17 protein-coding genes and 1 tRNA gene are annotated in these 19,263 nt (G+C 32.9%); 16 read left to right on the top strand and 2 right to left on the bottom strand.

The window, feature by feature from the left end:
• Positions 1-31 precede the first annotated feature (31 nt).
• The 15 genes from mraZ to MW871_RS09090 all read left to right on the top strand — a co-directional run bounded on the left by mraZ (position 32) and on the right by MW871_RS09090 (position 16,736).
• Entirely contained in the window at positions 32-505 is a 474-nt protein-coding gene (gene mraZ, locus MW871_RS09160) for a division/cell wall cluster transcriptional repressor MraZ (RefSeq protein WP_188048779.1), read from the top strand.
• Positions 480-1,388: a 16S rRNA (cytosine(1402)-N(4))-methyltransferase RsmH gene (gene rsmH / locus MW871_RS09155; protein ID WP_210644493.1), complete on the top strand. Its 909-nt coding sequence runs from the start codon at positions 480-482 to the stop codon at positions 1,386-1,388. The genes mraZ and rsmH overlap by 26 nt, the downstream gene beginning before the upstream one ends.
• 11 nt (positions 1,389-1,399) lie before the next feature.
• The gene (locus tag MW871_RS09150; RefSeq protein WP_188048777.1) at positions 1,400-1,747 is read left to right on the top strand and encodes an FtsL-like putative cell division protein; all 348 of its coding nucleotides are present in this window, start codon (positions 1,400-1,402) and stop codon (positions 1,745-1,747) included.
• Positions 1,738-3,741 (top strand): penicillin-binding protein, encoded by a 2,004-nt coding sequence (locus MW871_RS09145; protein WP_248428323.1) that lies wholly within the window; start codon positions 1,738-1,740, stop codon positions 3,739-3,741. The genes MW871_RS09150 and MW871_RS09145 overlap by 10 nt, the downstream gene beginning before the upstream one ends.
• Entirely contained in the window at positions 3,738-5,201 is a 1,464-nt protein-coding gene (locus MW871_RS09140; RefSeq protein ID WP_248428322.1) for a UDP-N-acetylmuramoyl-L-alanyl-D-glutamate--2,6-diaminopimelate ligase, read from the top strand. The genes MW871_RS09145 and MW871_RS09140 overlap by 4 nt, the downstream gene beginning before the upstream one ends.
• A gap of 21 nt (positions 5,202-5,222) precedes the next feature.
• The gene (gene mraY / locus MW871_RS09135) at positions 5,223-6,452 is read left to right on the top strand and encodes a phospho-N-acetylmuramoyl-pentapeptide-transferase (protein ID WP_188048774.1); all 1,230 of its coding nucleotides are present in this window, start codon (positions 5,223-5,225) and stop codon (positions 6,450-6,452) included.
• Between the two features lies 1 nt (position 6,453).
• Complete coding sequence (gene murD / locus MW871_RS09130) at positions 6,454-7,785, top strand: UDP-N-acetylmuramoyl-L-alanine--D-glutamate ligase (protein WP_188048773.1); 1,332 nt, start codon at positions 6,454-6,456, stop codon at positions 7,783-7,785.
• Between the two features lie 38 nt (positions 7,786-7,823).
• Positions 7,824-9,113, top strand: coding sequence for an FtsW/RodA/SpoVE family cell cycle protein (locus tag MW871_RS09125; protein ID WP_248428321.1), 1,290 nt, complete (start codon positions 7,824-7,826; stop codon positions 9,111-9,113).
• 51 nt (positions 9,114-9,164) lie between these two features.
• Positions 9,165-10,256 carry an undecaprenyldiphospho-muramoylpentapeptide beta-N-acetylglucosaminyltransferase gene (murG, locus tag MW871_RS09120; RefSeq protein ID WP_248428320.1) on the top strand — a complete coding sequence of 364 codons (1,092 nt, stop codon included), beginning with the start codon at positions 9,165-9,167 and terminating at the stop codon, positions 10,254-10,256.
• Between the two features lie 85 nt (positions 10,257-10,341).
• Complete coding sequence (murC, locus tag MW871_RS09115) at positions 10,342-11,691, top strand: UDP-N-acetylmuramate--L-alanine ligase (protein ID WP_248428319.1); 1,350 nt, start codon at positions 10,342-10,344, stop codon at positions 11,689-11,691.
• Positions 11,678-12,400: a cell division protein FtsQ/DivIB gene (locus MW871_RS09110; RefSeq protein WP_210644482.1), complete on the top strand. Its 723-nt coding sequence runs from the start codon at positions 11,678-11,680 to the stop codon at positions 12,398-12,400. The genes murC and MW871_RS09110 overlap by 14 nt, the downstream gene beginning before the upstream one ends.
• 6 nt (positions 12,401-12,406) lie before the next feature.
• Positions 12,407-13,789, top strand: coding sequence for a cell division protein FtsA (ftsA, locus tag MW871_RS09105; protein ID WP_188048768.1), 1,383 nt, complete (start codon positions 12,407-12,409; stop codon positions 13,787-13,789).
• 67 nt (positions 13,790-13,856) lie between these two features.
• Complete coding sequence (gene ftsZ / locus MW871_RS09100; RefSeq protein WP_210644480.1) at positions 13,857-15,815, top strand: cell division protein FtsZ; 1,959 nt, start codon at positions 13,857-13,859, stop codon at positions 15,813-15,815.
• A gap of 329 nt (positions 15,816-16,144) precedes the next feature.
• Entirely contained in the window at positions 16,145-16,594 is a 450-nt protein-coding gene (locus MW871_RS09095) for a GatB/YqeY domain-containing protein (protein ID WP_188048766.1), read from the top strand.
• Between the two features lie 68 nt (positions 16,595-16,662).
• Positions 16,663-16,736: transfer RNA gene (locus tag MW871_RS09090), tRNA-Arg, on the top strand.
• Positions 16,737-16,985: 249 nt separating this feature from the next.
• Here MW871_RS09090 and rpmA read toward each other — a convergent pair.
• Entirely contained in the window at positions 16,986-17,252 is a 267-nt protein-coding gene (gene rpmA, locus MW871_RS09085) for a 50S ribosomal protein L27 (protein ID WP_121924086.1), read from the bottom strand.
• Positions 17,253-17,275: 23 nt separating this feature from the next.
• Positions 17,276-17,695 (bottom strand): 50S ribosomal protein L21, encoded by a 420-nt coding sequence (gene rplU / locus MW871_RS09080; protein WP_248428318.1) that lies wholly within the window; start codon positions 17,693-17,695, stop codon positions 17,276-17,278.
• 231 nt (positions 17,696-17,926) lie between these two features.
• Here rplU and MW871_RS09075 point away from each other — a divergent pair, with 231 nt between their 5' ends.
• The gene (locus tag MW871_RS09075) at positions 17,927-19,252 is read left to right on the top strand and encodes a M16 family metallopeptidase (protein WP_188048764.1); all 1,326 of its coding nucleotides are present in this window, start codon (positions 17,927-17,929) and stop codon (positions 19,250-19,252) included.
• Positions 19,253-19,263: the final 11 nt, after the last annotated feature.

Here is a 19,263-nt window from a genome sequence, read left to right as displayed (position 1 = left end):
ATTTTTGCTCTACATCATTTAATACTATTCTTTGGATACAATTATTGGGACATATGAATGTAAAGTCGATGCTAAAGGAAGGTTGCTCATGCCAGCGCCTTTGAAAAAGCAATTGGCTTCCTCACTTCAAAACGGATTCGTTTTGAAGCGTTCTGTGTTTCAGCCTTGCCTAGAGTTATATCCTATGCAGGAATGGGATTTAATGATGCAAAAAATAAATAAACTCAATCGTTTTGTAAAGAAGAATAATGATTTTATTCGTCGCTTTACTGCAGGGGTTAAGGTGGTTGAGATTGATGCTCTAGGAAGGTTATTAGTTCCTAAGGATTTGGTTTCTTTTGCAAGTATAGCAAAAGAAGTAGTGTTTTCTTCGGCAGTGAATATTGTAGAAATCTGGGATAAAGATTTATATGAAAAATCAATAAGTGGTGAGGATTTAGATTTTGCAGATTTAGCAGAAGAAGTAATGGGTAATATAAATGACGACGACAATGGAATATCATAATCCGGTTTTGCTTCATGCAACAGTAGATGGTTTAAATATTAAACCTGATGGTGTTTATGTTGATGTGACTTTTGGCGGAGGTGGTCATTCAAAAGAAATTTTGTCTAGACTGGGTCCAAACGGAAAACTATTTGCTTTTGATCAAGATGAGGATGCTTTGGCAAATGCATTGCCAGACGAAAGATTTACACTGATTAATGAGAATTTTAGATTTATAAAACGTTTCATGCGCTTTTACGGAATTAAAAGTGTAGACGGAATTTTAGCAGATTTAGGAGTTTCTTCTCATCAATTTGATGTGCCAGAAAGAGGTTTTTCTACACGATTTGATGCTGGATTGGATATGCGAATGAGTCAAAAAAATGATTTAAATGCTTATAAAGTGGTTAATGAGTATGATGAGGCTAATTTAAAAAGAGTCTTTTTAGATTATGGTGAATTAAAAAATGCTCCGCTTTTGTCTAGAACAATAATTGAGTCTAGAGAAAATAGTCCTATTAAAACTACAGATCAGTTAAAAGAAGTGTTAGCACGATTTTTACCGGAAAGAATTCGAAATAAAATATTAGCTCAGATTTATCAAGCTATCCGAATTGAAGTAAATCAAGAGATGGATGTTTTAAAAGAATTTTTAGAGCAATCACTAGAGATTTTAAGTCCTGAAGGCAGATTAAGTGTTATATCATATCACTCTTTAGAAGACAGATTAGTCAAGCGTTTTATGAAAAACGGTCTGTTTGAAGGAGAACCTGAACGTGATTTTTTTGGTAATTTTTCGGTTCCATTCAAGACCATCGGTAAACTAATTGTTCCGGATAATCAAGAGATAAAAGAAAACAATAGGGCTAGAAGTGCCAAATTAAGAATAGCAGAAAAGAGATAATTTATTAAAAAATGAAAAACGGAGTATACGGTTTGTTAAAGGCAAAATTCCTTAATAATGAGGATGCGGTCAAGAACTGGCGTTTTATTGTTTTTATAATTTTATTAGCTATTCTAATGATTGCTAACACTCAGAGATTTGAACAAAAGGTGTTTAAAATTGTCGAGTTAACTAATAAAGCTAAAGAGTTGCGCTCTGAGTTTGTTGACAGGCGTTCTGAGTTAATGAAACTGAAAATGGAGTCTACTGTTTCAGAAAAAATGATTGAGAAAGGAATTTTTCCGTCAACAGTTCCTCCAGTAAAAATAAAAGTAATAAAAGAAGAAGATAAAACCTTTTTAGGAAAATTATGGCAGTAGAAGATAAGCACATATCTTATAGAATATACATGGTAGCTTTTGGCATTTTTGTCATGGCTATTGCTATTGCCGTTAAATTAACTAATATTCAGTGGGTTGAAGGGGATTATTATAGAAAGTTGGCTAAAGAAAGAACCGTTAGGAATTTTGTAATTCCAGCCAATAAAGGAAATATTTATTCTGCTGATGGCAGTCTTTTGGCTACTTCAATTCCAAATTATGAAATACGTTTTGATGCTTTGGCTCCAAAGCCAGAATCATTTGAGAAAAATGTTAGAGCATTGTCAGATTCGTTAGCAACAGTTTTAGGTAAATCATCGGGTTTTTATGAGAATGAACTTCGAAAAGCTAGAGCGAACAAAAACAGATATTATTTGATTGCTCGTAAATTGAGTTATACACAATACTTTAAAATTAAAGGTTTTCCATTATTTAATTTGGGTGCCTATAAAGGAGGGATTATAATCGAGCAAGAAACGGTAAGAGAACATCCAATAGGTAAAATTGCTGAACGAACGGTAGGTTATGAGCGCACTTCAAAAGGCGAATCGTATGATGGTAAAGGAATAGAGTGGGCGTTTAGAGATTATCTTAATGGTAAAGACGGTAAAATTTTAAAACAAAAGATTGCCAAAGGGCAATGGAAGCCAATAAGAGATTTAAATGAAGTTGATCCTCAAGACGGGTATGATGTTATCTCAACTATAGATGTTTACATACAGGATATTGCGCATCATGCTTTACTAAAACAGTTAGAAATATATGAAGCAGATCATGGTTGTGTAGTGGTTATGGAAACAAAAACGGGTCATGTAAAAGCAATTTCAAATTTAGGAAGAGGCACTGATGGTTCATATTTCGAAACAACGAATTATGCAGTAGCCGAATCACATGAGCCTGGATCTACGTATAAACTTGCCGATTTGATGGCACTTCTTGAAGATAAAAAAGCAGATACTAGTAGTGTTTATGATAGTAAAGGTGGGGTTATCGTTTATTCTGGCAAAAAAGTACGCGATTCGCATATTGGGGGTTACGGTAAGATTTCATTAGCAAGAGGGTTTGAACTTTCGTCTAATACGATTATGGTTCAAGCGGTGTATGAGAATTATAAAAATGAACCTTCAAAATTTGTAAATCATCTTAATAATTTTGGATTGAACAAACCATTAGGACTTTCAATAAAAGGCGAAGGAAGACCTTACATACCACAACCTAAAGACAAACATTGGTCTAATATTTCGCTGCCTTGGATGGCTTTTGGATATGGTGTCTCAATTACACCTATGCAAACATTAGCTTTTTATAATGCTGTTGCAAATAATGGGGAAATGGTGAAACCTCAGTTCGTTTCTGAAATTAAAGAATGGAATAGAACCATAAAAAAATACGATAAAGAAGTTTTAAATCCAAGAATTTGTTCGCAATCTACTATTTTAAAGTTGCGCGCGGTTTTAGAGAATGTGGTTAAAAAAGGTACTGGATCTAAATTGTATTCTAAAGATTTTTCAATGGCAGGTAAAACGGGAACTGCGGCAGTAAATTATGGAATTAATGGAGGTGCAGACAAACATTATGCTTCTTCTTTTGTTGGCTATTTCCCTGCAGACAATCCTAAATATTCTTGTATTGTGGTGGTTCATAAACCAAATACAGTCAATAATAATTATTATGGTGCCGATGTTGCTGGACCCGTTTTTAAAAGAATTGCACAAAAAATATTTACGGATGCGCCTTCAACGAATGAAATTAAAAATTTAGACAGAAAAATTCCAAAACAAGAAAGTGATTACGATTCTTATTTTGTTAAATCTCACGTTAAGCAACAATTAGTGCCAAATCTAAAAGGAATGTCTGGTATGGATGCAGTAGCATTGTTGGGTAATTTAGGTTTGAAGGTACGAATTTTAGGAGTTGGAAAAGTAAAAAAACAATCGGTAGAAGCGGGACAAAATATTGTTAAGAACGCAACGATATTATTAGAATTATCATGAGTTTACTAAAAGATATATTGTACAAGGTAGCTATCGAGGCCGTAAAGGGTTCGACTGATGTTGCTATTCATAAATTAGATTTTGATTCTCGAAAAATTGGATCTAATGATATTTTTGTGGCAATAAGAGGTTCTGTTTCTGATGGGCACGATTTTATAGAAAAAGCAATTCAGCTAGGAGCAGTAGCCATAGTGTGCGACACTTTTCCTGAAAAAATTGAAAAAGAGGTTACTTATGTATTAGTGAAAGACACCAATACTGCTATGGCTTTTATGGCGGCCAATTTTTTTGGTGATCCATCTCAGCATTTAAAGTTAGTTGGAATTACGGGTACCAATGGTAAAACTACAATTGCATCCCTATTATTTCAGTTATTCCAAAAAGCAGGTTTTAAAGTAGGGTTGCTTTCTACAGTAAAAATTGTTGTTGACACTATTGAATATAAAGCCACTCATACTACACCAGATTCTATTACCATAAACCACTATCTAAAAGAAATGGTAGATCAAGGTGTTGAATACTGTTTTATGGAGGTGAGTTCACATGGTATTCATCAAAAGAGAACAGAAGGGTTGCATTTTGTGGGAGGGATATTTACTAATTTATCTCATGATCACTTAGATTACCATCCTACGTTTGCAGAATATAGAGATGTAAAAAAATCATTTTTTGATCATTTGCCTAAAACTGCATTTGCATTGTCTAATATCGATGATAAAAATGGACAAATAGTGTTGCAAAATACAACAGCAAGAAAATGTTCTTACGCTCTGAAATCTTACGCCGATTATAAAGCTCAGATTCTTGAAAACCAACTTTCTGGTTTGTTATTAAAAATAAACGGAAATGAAGTTTGGGTAAAATTGATAGGTACTTTTAACGCCTATAACTTATTAGCGATTTATGGTGCAGCAGTTGAGTTAGGATTGGAAAGTCTGGAAGTACTTCGATTATTATCTGATTTAGAAAGCGTTTCTGGAAGATTTCAATTTATAGTATCAGCAACAAATATTACTGCAATTATAGATTATGCGCATACTCCGGATGCATTAGATAATGTTTTGAAAACTATAAATGATATTCGAACTAAAAATGAACAACTAATTACAGTTGTGGGTTGCGGTGGGAATAGAGACAAAACGAAACGCCCGATAATGGCAGATATTGCAACTGCATTAAGCGACAAAGCGATACTTACTTCGGATAATCCCAGAGAGGAAGATCCTGATGCTATTATTAATGAAATGGAGCAAGGTGTTGCACCTCAAAACTATAAAAAAGTTTTAAGTATTACAGATAGAAAGCAAGCAATAAAAACAGCTTGTCAATTGGCTCAGCCTAACGATATAATTTTAATTGCTGGTAAGGGACACGAAACCTACCAAGAAGTAAAAGGCATTCGCCACCATTTTGACGATATGGAAACAATAAAGGAAATTTTAGAACAACTTAATAAATAATCAACTAACTCATAATCATATATGCTATATTATTTATTTGAATATCTAGACAAAACATTGGATATCTCTGGTACAGGAGTTTTTCAATACATTACTGTTAGATCAGCATTAGCATTTATGTTATCGTTGCTGTTGTCAACTATTTATGGAAAAAGAATTATTCAGTTTTTACAAAGGCAACAAGTTGGTGAAACTGTTCGTGAGCTAGGTTTAGCCGGACAAAATGAGAAAGCGGGAACGCCAACCATGGGTGGATTAATTATAATTTTTGCCACTCTTGTTCCGGTAATACTTTTTGCGAAATTACATAATATCTATATTGTTTTGTTGACGGTTACCACACTTTGGATGGGAACTATTGGCTTTATTGATGATTATATAAAAATCTTTAAAAAAGATAAAAAGGGATTAAAAGGAATTTTTAAAGTTGTTGGGCAAGTTGGTTTGGGTTTGATTGTGGGATCTGTACTTTATTTTAGTCCTGCAGTTACTGTAAGACAAGATACAGGTAAAATAAATATTTTTAGAGTTACCACAGAAAATGTAATTGTTCAAGCGCCCGTTGAAGAGAAATCTACAGTAACGACAATACCTTTCTTTAAAAATAATGAATTTGATTATGCTGAATTATTAGCTTGGACTGGTGATGGTTACCAAAAATGGGCTTGGCTAGTTTTTATTCCTGTAGTTATTTTTATTATAACAGCAGTTTCTAATGGTGCAAATCTTACAGATGGAATTGATGGACTTGCTGCCGGAACATCAGCAGTTTCTGTTCTCGCGTTGGGCATATTTACTTTTGTTTCTGGAAATATAATTTTTTCAAACTATCTCAATATTATGTATATCCCCAATTCAGGTGAAATGACCGTTTTTATAGCGGCATTTGTTGGGGCACTTATCGGATTTCTATGGTACAATTCTTATCCAGCTTCCGTTTTTATGGGTGATACAGGAAGTTTAACTATTGGTGGAATTATTGCTGTTTTGGCAATAGCGGTGCGTAAAGAAATGCTAATTCCATTATTGTGTGGAATTTTCCTTGTCGAAAATTTATCTGTAGTCCTACAAGTAAGTTATTTTAAATATACAAAGAAACGCTTTGGCGAAGGCCGAAGAATATTTTTGATGTCTCCCTTGCATCACCATTATCAGAAAAAAGGATACCACGAAAGTAAAATTGTAACTCGATTCTGGATTGTTGCCATCATGTTAGCCATATTATCCATTATTACTTTAAAATTAAGATAGTATGAGATTAGTGATTTTAGGCGGAGGAGAAAGTGGTGTTGGTACTGCTATTCTAGGAAAAAAGAAAGGATATGAGGTGTTTGTATCAGACTTTGGAAAAATAAAAGGGAACTATAAGGAGGTTCTTCTTATAAATGGAATTGAATGGGAAGAGGAAATGCATACAGAGAATCTGATTCTTAATGCAGATTTGGTGATGAAAAGTCCAGGAATTCCGGACAAATCACCAATAGTAAAAAAGCTAAAAGAAAAAGGAATTCCAATAATGTCAGAAATCGAGTTTGCTGCTCCTTATACAAATGCAACAATTATTGGTATAACAGGAAGTAATGGTAAAACCACTACTACAATGCTTACTCATCATTTGTTAAAATCAGCAGGATTAAATGCTGGTTTGGGCGGAAATATAGGAAAGAGTTTTGCTTGGCAAGTAGCAGATAATAAATACGATTCGTATGTGTTGGAGTTGAGTAGTTTTCAATTAGATGGAATCAAAGATTTTAAACCACATATCGCAATTATTACCAATATCAGTCCAGATCATTTGGATCGTTATGATTATAAATACGAAAATTACATCGATTCTAAGTTTAGAATAACAATGAATCAAACCGAGGATGATTACCTCATATACGATGCAGACGATGAAGCGATTAACCAATGGTTAAGCACTCACAAAACAAAAGCAAAATTAATTCCTTTTTCATTGACGAAAATTTTCAGCGAAGGAGCCTATATAAAAGATAATAAAATGGAGATTAAAATCAGTCAAGAAGAATTTACAATGAACACAGAATACATTGCTTTAGAAGGAAAGCATAACATGAAAAACGCAATGGCAGCAAGCTCTGTAGCAAAATTAATGCAAATAAGAAAAGCTACTATTAGAGAGAGTTTATCTGATTTTCAAGGAGTAGAACACCGTTTGGAAAAAGTTTTAAAAATACAGAATGTTCAATATATAAATGATTCCAAAGCAACTAACGTTAACGCTTCTTTTTATGCTTTAGATAGCATGAATACACCAACCGTTTGGATTGTTGGTGGTGTTGATAAAGGGAATGACTATAATGAATTGATGGCTTTAGTTCGGGAGAAAGTAAAAGCGATCATTTGTCTTGGTGTTGATAATAAAAAAATTATTGATGTTTTTGGCAACGTAGTAGATATTATGGTTGAAGTAGACAATATGAATGATGCTGTAAAAATGGCTCAAAGATTAACAGAAAAAGGAGATACAGTTTTGTTATCCCCAGCATGTGCTAGTTTTGATTTATTTGAAAGTTACGAAGACAGAGGAAATCAATTCAAACAAGCCGTTAAGCATTTGTAATAAAAAAAGAGTTTTATAAAATTTGAAGATAATAAAGTATGAAGCGATTAATAGGTAATTTAAAAGGAGATAAAGGGATTTGGTCATTTGTGGCCTTACTTGCCTTGTTTTCGTTTATGCCTGTTTTAAGTGCGAGTAGTAATTTGGCTTACATAGGCCACGGAACAGGAAATACTTTAGGATATTTAGTTAAACATTTAGCTCACATAGGATGTGGATTCTTTATTGTGTATTATATACATAAAGTGCCTTATCATTATTTTAGATCGATTTCTAAATGGTTGTTGCCTGTTGTTTGGTTAGTTTTAGCTATAACGATGATCAAAGGAACTGTAATTGGTGGAGCCAATGCAAGTCGATGGATACAAATTCCACTGGTTGGAATTTCATTTCAACCGTCTGCATTTGCTGCTTTAGTGCTGTTTGTGTTTGTAGCGCGCTATTTATCCAAAACAAGGGAAAATCCAATTGATTTTGTAGAATCTTTAAAAGAGCTTTGGTTGCCCGTTTTCATTACGCTAATTTTTATTCTTCCATCTAATTTCTCGACAACGGCATTGATTTTTTCTATGATATTAATGTTGGCTTTTATAGGTCGTTATCCAATGAAATACTTGGCTATTATTATTGGAACTGGTATTTTATTTCTTGGGTTTTTTATATTGATTTCAAAAGCTTTTCCAGATGCCAAATTTTTTAATAGAGTTGCAACTTGGGAAAGTAGAATTGAAAGTTTTAGTACAGACAAACCCGATGAAGATGATTACCAAATAGAAAAAGCAAAAATTGCCATTGCCTCAGGTAAAATATATGGTTTAGGACCAGGAAAAAGTGTTCAGAAAAACTTCTTACCACAGTCTTCTTCCGATTTTATATATGCAATTATAGTAGAGGAATATGGTTTAATTGGTGGTTTGGGAGTTTTATCCTTGTATTTATTATTGCTTTTTAGGTTTGTCATTGCTTCGCACAAAGCCAATACACTCTTTGGAAAATTGGTAGTAATAGGATTGGGATTTCCAATGATTTTTCAAGCCATGATAAATATGGCGGTAGCTGTAGAGCTTTTGCCCGTTACTGGTCAAACGTTGCCTCTAATTAGTAGTGGAGGAACTTCCATCTGGATGACTTGTATTGCTTTAGGCATTATTATAGGCGTAACTAAAAAAGAAGAGGAAATTACTCAAGAATTAAAAGAAGCGGCAAAAAGAGAAGAAGCATTACAAAAATTAATAGATAGAGAATTAGAAGAAGAATTTGTTTTAGAAGAAGATTATTCAATTCAGGACAAAGCTGTAAATCCAATGCAAGCAGTTTTAAACAAGTAATTTTTTTTCTAATGTAATATAAAATAATACTAACTCAGTAAGTTTAAGAAAATGAAACAATATAGATTCATATTAAGTGGCGGCGGTACAGGAGGACATATTTATCCTGCAATTGCTATCGCAAATGAATTAAAAACTCGTTTTCCAGATGCTGAGTTTCTTTTTGTAGGTGCCAAAGATAAAATGGAAATGCAAAAAGTACCACAATCGGGTTATCGGATTAAGGGACTTTGGATTGCCGGATTGCAGAGAAGAATAACTTTTGACAATGCACTTTTTCCATTAAAGTTAATTAGTAGTTTGTTTAGAGCGCGTACAATTGTACGCCAATTTAAACCAGATGTTGTCATTGGTACCGGTGGTTTTGCAAGCGGACCATTATTACAAATAGCTACTTTATTGGGGATACCAACTGTTATTCAAGAACAGAACTCCTTTCCAGGAATCACAAATAAATTGTTAAGTAAAAAAGCAAATACGATTTGTGTTGCTTATGAAAATTTAGAACGTTTTTTTCCAAAAGAGAAAATGATTTTAACGGGCAATCCAGTTCGTCAAGATGTTTTAGATATTGACTCAAAAAGAAGTGAAGCCCTTTCTTATTTTAATTTAGATACCAATAAAAAAACTTTATTAATTCTTGGAGGAAGTCTTGGTTCTAGAAGAATAAATCAGTTAATAGAAAAAGAATTGGATTTTTTATTAGCTTCTGGCGTTCAAGTTTTTTGGCAGTGTGGTAATTTTTATATGTCAGAATACAGACATTTTTCAGAGAAAGAAGATGTTCAAGTGGTCTCCTTTATTGATAGAATGGATTTAATTTATGCAGCTGCCGATTTTGTTATTTCTCGTGCAGGAGCGTCATCTGTTTCAGAGTTATGCTTGGTTGGTAAGCCTACAATCTTTATTCCTTCTCCTAACGTAGCTGAGGATCACCAAACTAAGAATGGCAAGGCTATTGCTGATAAAAAGGGAGCTTTATTGATAAAAGAGAGTGAATTAGAGGATAAATTTGAGTCTGTTTTTAACAAATTGTTGCATGATGAAAACCTTCAAAACAGTTTGAGTTTAAACATGAAAAAATTAGCAAAACCAAATGCAACAAAAGATATTGTGGCGGAAATAATAAAATTAATAAAATAATTACAGTAAAATCAAGTTTAACATTCTACGGGTATTTTGGAAGTAAAACTAAAAGTGCTATTACAAGTAATATTGAAAATTAAAAATGAATTTAAATCAAATACATAACGTTTATTTTATAGGTATCGGAGGAATCGGTATGAGCAATCTTGCGCGCTATTTTAAAAATTTAGGCAAGCAAGTTTGTGGATATGATAAAACGCCTTCTGTTCTTACTTCTGAATTAATAGAAAGCGGAATTTCAATACATTTTGAGGATAATATTAATTTGATACCTTCAGATTTTTACAATGAAAATACTTTAGTTATTGTTACTCCTGCTGTTCCTAGTGCTCATTCTGAATGGAATTATTTTATAGAAAGAGATTATATAATTAAAAAAAGAGCTGAAGTTTTAGGATTAATTACTAAAGATACTTTTTGTTTTGCAGTTGCTGGAACGCATGGAAAAACAACTACATCAGGTATTTTAGGTCATATTTTGAATGAAGCTGGAGCTGACGTAACTGCTTTTATTGGTGGAATAGTAGAAAATTACAATTCTAATTTAATTGGAAATGGAAAAACTATAACTGTTGTCGAGGCGGACGAATTTGATAGGTCTTTTTTACACCTGCATCCTAATATTGCCTGCATAACCTCTATGGATGCTGATCATTTAGATATTTATGGTACAAGTGAGGCAATAGAAGAATCTTTCGTAGAATTTGCTTCAAAAATAACAGACAAATCTAAACTCTTTATTACCAAAGAGCTCCCTATAGAAGGAGTTATTTGCGCTATAAATGAAGAGGCTGTTTATAAGGTGTTTAATGTTAGGATTGGTGATGGAAGTTATGTTTTTGACGTTCAAACACCTACTTCGGTTATTAAGGACATTCATTTTGGGTTGCCGGGGAAACATAATTTAATGAATGTACTAATGGCTATTGCAATGGCAGATTTATTTGGTACTCCAACTAAAGTTATTGCTGCTGCTGTTGCTTCATTTAAGGGAATTAAACGAAGATTTTCTTATCAAATTAAAACCGTTGATAAGGTATATATTGATGATTATGCACACCATCCTACTGAAATAAATGCAGTGAATCAAGCAGTTAGGGAGTTGTATCCAAATCAAAAAGTTTTAGCTGTTTTTCAACCCCACTTATTTAGCAGAACAAGAGATTTTGCTGATGATTTTGCTAAAAGTTTATCAGCATTCGATGAAGTACTTTTATTAGACATTTATCCAGCTCGTGAGTTACCCATGGAAGGTATAAATTCTCAATGGCTTATGGAAAAGATGACCAATAATAATAAGAAATTAGTAGAAAAAGAGGATTTAATAGCCTCAATTTTGAAAAGTGAAGCTACCGTTATTGTTACTATTGGAGCGGGTAATATTGGAGAATTAGTACCATCAATTAAGAAAGCGATAAATGAAACTCTTTAATTGGATAAACATACGATTAGTGCTAATGTTTGTATTGGTTATTTTTTTATTTTCATTTACTTCAAAACGAAATGAAAATAGGAAATTGTCAAAAACAATCATTACTTTTGTAGGAGATAACGCGCCTTTTATTAAACAGGAAACGGTTAATAAATTGTTAATAGAAAATAATAGTGCGGTAACGAGTATTCAAAAAGTTAATTTAGATTTGAATAAGCTAGAAAAAAACTTGAATTCACATCAGATGATTGAGAAGTCAGATGTATTTGTGAGTATTGATGGTGTTTTAAAAGCTGTGGTAAAACAAAAGACTCCTGTTGCTAGAGTATTTGATAGTAATGGTTCTTTTTATATTGATTACGAAGGGGATAGAATGCCTTTGTCATCAAATTTCACTGCAAGAGTTCCCCTTGTTTCAGGAGAAATAAATAAAAATAATAACGAAGATTTAGCTGAATTGTTTCGCGTAATTTTTGATGATTCATTTTTGAAAAAAAATATAATCGGAATACAAATTATGCCAAATGGTAGCTTAATAATGCTCAACAGGAATTTTAATTATCAAATTGATTTTGGTAATCTGAATAATGTGGAGCGAAAATTTAAAAATTATAAAGCTTTTTTTCAAAAAGCAGTTTTAGATAGTTCGTTGTATAAATATAAAAAAATTGACCTCCGATTTACGGAACAAGTAGTTTGCACTAAATAATAGATAATGGAAAAAGATAACATTGCAGTAGGTCTAGATATTGGGACAACAAAAATAGTTGCCATGATAGGCAAAAAGAATGAATATGGTAAACTAGAAATTTTAGGAATTGGAAAGTCCAAAAGTTTAGGTGTGGCTAGAGGTGTTGTGAATAACATTACTCAAACTATACAATCAATACAACAAGCAGTTCAAGAGGCAGAAAATAATTCAGGTTACAAAATTAAAGACGTAGTAGTTGGAATTGCTGGACAACACATTCGCAGTATTCAGCATACAGATTACATAAGCAGACATAATCCTGAAGAAGTGATAGGAGGAAACGACATTCAACTTTTGATAGATCAAGTAAATAAATTGGCGATGTTACCTGGTGAAGAAATCATACATGTTTTACCACAAGAATTCAAAATTGATGGCCAATCTGAAATAAAAGAACCAATAGGAATGTATGGCGGAAGATTAGAGTCTAGTTTTCATGTTGTAGTTGGACAAGCTTCTTCTATACGCAACGTAGGGAGATGTATTCAAAGTTCTGGAATTGAGTTGTCAGGATTAACCTTAGAGCCTTTGGCTTCTGCAGATGCAGTATTAAGTCAAGAAGAAAAAGAAGCTGGTGTTGCTTTAATCGATATCGGTGGAGGAACAACTGACTTAGCTATTTTTAAAGATGGAATTATACGACATACAGCGGTTATTCCTTTTGGTGGTAATGTGATTACAGATGATATTAAAGAAGGGTGTTCGATCATTGAAAAACAAGCGGAATTATTAAAAGTTAAGTTTGGTTCAGCATGGCCAGGTGAAAATAGAGATAACGAGATTGTTTCTATTCCTGGATTAAGAGGTAGAGAACCGAAAGAAATTTCATTAAAGAACCTTTCTAAAATTATTCATGCCAGAGTTGTAGAAATCGTTGATCTAGTTTTTACAGAAGTCAAAGCGTATGGTCATGAAGATCCTCGTAAAAAATTAATTGCTGGTATTGTACTGACAGGTGGCGGTGCTCAATTAAAACACATTAAGCAGTTAGTAGAGTATATTACAGGTATGGATACTAGAATTGGATATCCAAATGAGCATTTAGCTGGAAATTCAGATGAGGAAATATCAAGTCCTTTGTACGCAACAGCGGTAGGATTGGTAATGAAGAGTATTGAGAATAAATCACAAAGTGCTATTCGAGTTGAGGCTTTAGAACAACCTAAAATTCCAACTTACAGACCTGCAGTTGTTCAAGCGCCCATACAAGAAGTGTACGAAAGTGTAGAAGAACAAGTAGATCAAAGTGTAAATGAAAAACACAATTCTACTGTAAATAGAATACAACGAAATTTCTTTGATCGATATGTAGATAAGATTAAAGATTTTTTAGATAATGCAGAGTAAAAGGCGCGGCCTTTAAAAATAATAAAAAGATTAATAATATAACAATTTCAAAAAAAAACCAAATAAAATGATGAGCGACTCAGAATTTGGAAGTATTTCATTTGATTTACCAAAGAATCAATCAAATGTGATAAAAGTTATAGGAGTAGGTGGTGGTGGAAGCAATGCTATAAACCACATGTTTAAGCAAGGAATTAAAGGTGTTGACTTTATCGTATGTAATACGGATTCTCAAGCTTTACAGAGCAGTTCTGTACCAAATAAAATTCAGCTAGGTGTTAACCTTACTGAAGGACTTGGTGCTGGAGCTAATCCTGATGTAGGACAGCAATCAGCGATTGAAAGCATTTCTGACATAGAAAAAATGTTGGATCGCAATACTAAAATGGTTTTCATTACTGCTGGAATGGGTGGTGGAACAGGTACTGGTGCTGCGCCAGTAATAGCTCAATTGGCTAAAGAAAGAGATATTCTTACGGTTGGTATTGTAACCTTGCCTTTTCTTTTTGAAGGTAAAGTGCGCCAAGAGCAAGCCTTAATCGGTATCGAAAAATTGCGTAAGCAAGTCGATTCATTAATTGTTATTAACAATAACAAGCTAAGAGAAGTATATGGTAATCTTGGTTTTAAAGCTGGGTTTTCAAAAGCAGATGAAGTTTTAGCAACTGCCTCAAGAGGAATTGCTGAAGTTATTACACATCACTACACTCAGAATATCGATTTAAGAGATGCTAAAACGGTTCTTTTTAATAGCGGAACTGCTATTATGGGATCTTCAGTTTCTTCTGGAGAAAACAGAGCTAAGGAAGCGATTATCGCTGCTTTAGATTCTCCTTTGTTAAATGATAATAAAATAACTGGTGCCAAAAACGTATTGTTGCTTATCGTTTCTGGAACTAATGAAATAACTATTGATGAAATAGGAGAAATCAATGATCATATTCAGGTAGAAGCAGGTCACAATGCTAATATTATTATGGGAGTTGGTGAAGATGAGTCTCTTGGAGATGCTATTGCAGTAACTATAATTGCAACAGGATTTGATATTGAGCAACAAAACGAAATTGTAAATACAGAACCTAAGAAAATAATTCATACGCTTGAGGATGAACAAAGAAGTGTTTATAATCTAAGCAGTAAATCAGTTACAGCATTTGATTTAAATGCAGATTCGCAAGTTTCGAACTCCAATGAAAGAGTTGTTTTTGATTTATTAGAAGATACAGTTGTAATTCCTGAGCCAGTTGTCGTTCCTGAGTCAGTAATTGAGCAACCTTTGATTCAAAAAGATGAATTAACAGTGATGTCAGAATTTATTAAAAATCTTGACGTAACTTTCGAAATTGTCTCTCCTATAAGTGATGTAGATTTTACAATTACAGCACCAGTAGCACAAGCCAAAATTCCGCAGCCAAAAGTTGTTGAAAGACAAGAGCAGACTACTTTTTCATTTGATCTACCTCTTTTTAAAACAGAACCAGCAGTAGTAGAAGAAGTAAAGGAAAATAAAGTTCTTTTCGAACTTACAAACGAAACAAAAGAGATTAAAGTAAATGAAGCGGTGCAATTTGTACCAGTAACGGAGTTAACTGATAGTGGAATAATTAAGTATTCTCTAGAAGAATACATGGATCTTGAGCCAGAATTCACAGCTAAACCAGTTGCAAAAACGCCAGAAGTTGTAATTCCTGCTGAGTTGAATATTACCATGAAACAAGTGGAAAAATCTGAACCTGTAAATGTTGATTTTGAACCAGTTTCTCCAATGGAAATGACAATAGAAGAGTCGTTGCGAATGAGAGCAGATGAGAGAAGAAAGAAATTAAAAGAATTCAATTATAAGTTTCATAATAACGTTTCTAAAATTGATGAATACGAAAAGGAACCTGCATACAAACGATTAGGGATTGATATTTCAAATAATCCTGCAAATAATACGAATTCAAGAATTTCAGTAGGAACAGATAGTAATAATGATTTACAATTGCGTTCAAACAATTCATATTTGCATGATAATGTAGATTAAGTAATACTTACTAAATTAAAATAACCCGAAAACTCAATTGAATTTTCGGGTTATTTTTTCTACTATAGGAAACGGTGGTTTTATTGTTATTCCCATTAAATTTCTTTAATTTTGTGTGCCTTAATCCAGCTATCATTTCAAGCTTTTATCAAAAATTCTTTTTTATAAGCACTTAAAAGAGCTTCCAAGGTCGCTTTTTAAGTTTTATAAAAAAATGAATTTTCTTCAAAAAGGCTTTTCTTTTCTATCTGGGGTAATAATTTAGTGTCATAATATGGATTATTTTGCAAAGGAGAATTTAATAACAAGAATCTAATATCTAAAATAAAATGAGTTTATCAATACAAATCATGGACGATATCAAAGTTGCCATGAGAGCCAAAGATACAGTTGCACTAGAAGCTTTAAGAGCTATCAAATCTGAAATATTATTAGCTCAGACTGCATCTGGATCAAAAGAAGAAATTTCTGCTGATGACGAAGTTAAATTGCTTCAAAGATTAGTAAAAACACGTAAAGAAAGCGCTAGGATTTTTACTGAGCAAAATCGTTTGGATTTAGCAGAACCTGAATTGGCTCAAATTGCAGTAATCGAAAAATTCTTACCAGCACAATTAACCGAAGCGGAAGTAGAAGCGGTAATCGCTAAAATTATTGCTGAAACTGGAGCTTCTGGAATTGCATCAATGGGAAAAGTTATGGGATTAGCAGCAGCACAATTAGGCGGAACTGCCGAAGGAAAAACTATTTCAACACTTGTAAAGAAATTATTGGTTTAAAGGTTAGTGTTGTAAACGATTTTAAATCACAAATCTAAAATTGTTAATAAGCAATCTATAATCAAAATGGCTGTGTAGTTCAACTGGATAGAATATCAGATTTCGACTCTGAGGGTTGCAGGTTCGAACCCTGTCGCGGCCACTACGAGTTTTTTACTACTCTTTAACGATTTATGTTTTATTAAAACGCTCTTTATAGGGCGTTTTTTTTTTGTTTCTTAAAGATTCAGTATTTTGATATCTACTTTTCTTTTTTGTATTAGTTGGTCACAAAGGAAGTGTTTCAATTAAAGGTTAAGAATCATCTCTTTAGCTAGTAATTAAAAAATTTAAGCATAAAAAAAACCTTTAGATTACTCTAAAGGTTTTTTTTATTTTGAAAACAATTCAATTATGCTTCAACTTCAAATGGAAGTATAGATACATAAGATTTGTTATCTCTTTTCTTTTGGAACATAACAACTCCATCTACTCTTGCGTGTAGTGTGTGATCTTTACTGATGTAAACATTTTCACCTGGATTGTGTTTTGAACCTCTTTGTCTTACGATGATGTTCCCAGCAATAGCAGCTTGACCACCAAAAATCTTAACACCTAAACGTTTTGATTCTGATTCTCTACCATTCTTAGAACTACCGACACCTTTCTTGTGAGCCATGACGTATTAGTTTTATTTTGTTATTATTCTTGTGTATCTTCTTTTTTAGCTTTAGCTACTTTTTTCTTAGGAGCTTCAACTTCTTCTGTTGTTTCAGCTGCTGCTTTTTTAGGAGCTGCTTTCTTAGTACCAACACCAGTAATTCCTTCGATTACAATTTGAGTAAGATATTGTCTGTGACCGTTTCTCTTTTTGTATCCTTTTCTTCTTTTCTTTTTGAAAATGATAACTTTGTCTCCTTTTAAGTGTTGTAACACTTTAGCTTCTACTGAAGCACCTTCTATAGCTGGGGCGCCTAAAGTGATAGTTCCGTTGTCATCTAATAAAAGAACTTTATCAAAAGTAACTTTTGAACCTTCTTCATTAGTCAAACGGTTAACATAAACCTTTAAGTCTTTGCTTACTTTGAATTGTTGCCCTGCTATCTCTACGATTGCATACATATTGATTGGTTTTAATAATTTTTAAGGTTGCAAATATACAATTATATTTTTAACTTGCAATCTGTGTATCAAAAAATATTACTGCTTATTAATTCATCCTTTTGTTGTTCTTTTTTCATTACTCTTCTTGCTGAATTGAACAAGTGTTAAAGTAGAATTTTTCTTCTTTTTTTTGTAACAATCTCTTTAGGAATACTACTTATTATTCATATTAACAAAATTATTAACCTTATGAAAAAATCATTAATGGCTTTAGGTGCTTTGTTTATGCTAGGAGGAGTAGCCTCTGCTCAAAAAGTAGCATTTGAGGAATACAATTTAGATAATGGCTTGCATGTAATTTTACACAATGATCCGTCAGCTCCAACTGTCATCACATCTGTAATGTATCATGTAGGTGCTAAAGACGAAAATCCGGAAAGAACTGGATTTGCTCACTTTTTTGAACATTTATTATTCGAAGGAACAGAGAATATAAAGCGAGGAGAATGGTTCAAAATTGTAACTAGTAATGGTGGTGTGAATAATGCCAACACTACTGACGATAGAACTTATTATTACGAAGTTTTCCCGTCTAACAATCTTGAATTAGGATTGTGGATGGAAGCAGAGAGAATGTTGCATCCTATTATTAACCAAATTGGTGTGAACACGCAAAATGAAGTTGTAAAAGAAGAAAAAAGACTTCGTGTTGACAATCAACCATACGGAAACTTTTTGGCAGAAGTAAAAAAGAATATTTTTAAGAAGCATCCTTATCGTTGGGCAACAATTGGCTCTATGGCACATTTAGATGCTGCAACTTTAGAGGAATTTCAAGCTTTTAATAAGAAATTCTATGTTCCTAACAATGCTGTTTTAGTTGTTGCAGGAGATTTTAAAAAGGAGCAAGCTAAAGAATGGATTCAAAAATATTTTGGACCTATCAAAAAAGGAGCAGCTATTAAAAGAGAAACTTTTGTAGAAGATCCTATCACGGAAACAATAAAAGCAAAGTTTGAAGATGCAAACATTCAAATTCCTGCTATTGTAGCTGCCTATAGAACACCGTCTATGAAAACTAGAGATGCAAGAGTTTTAGACATGATCTCTTCGATATTAACGGATGGAAAAAGTTCTAGATTGTACAAAAAAATTGTTGACGATAAAAAAATGGCCTTGCAAATAGGTGCTTTTAGTAACAGTCAAGAGGACTACGGAAGTTATATTATCTACGGATTACCTCAAGCTCCTAATACGGCTGCTGATATTCTTGCTGAAATAGATTCTGAAGTTGTAAATCTACAAACAGAATTAATAAGTGAGAAAGATTTACAGAAATTAAAGAATAAATTCGAGAATCAATATGTAAACAGCAACTCAACTATTGATGGTATTGCAGATAATTTAGCAACTTACTATTTATTATACGGAGATGTGAATTTAATTAATACGGAGAACGATATTTATCAATCGGTTACACGTGAAGAGATTAGAGATATCGCCAAGAAATATTTGAATCCAAATCAAAGATTAGTTTTGGATTATGTTCCATCTAAAGACAAAGCTCAAAACTAAGATATATCATT

The sequence above is a fragment of the Flavobacterium pygoscelis genome, assembly GCF_023162025.1.
Classification (GTDB): domain Bacteria; phylum Bacteroidota; class Bacteroidia; order Flavobacteriales; family Flavobacteriaceae; genus Flavobacterium; species Flavobacterium pygoscelis.
Note: the sequence above shows the minus strand (reverse complement) of the source record. Positions and strands in the feature narration are given on the sequence as shown.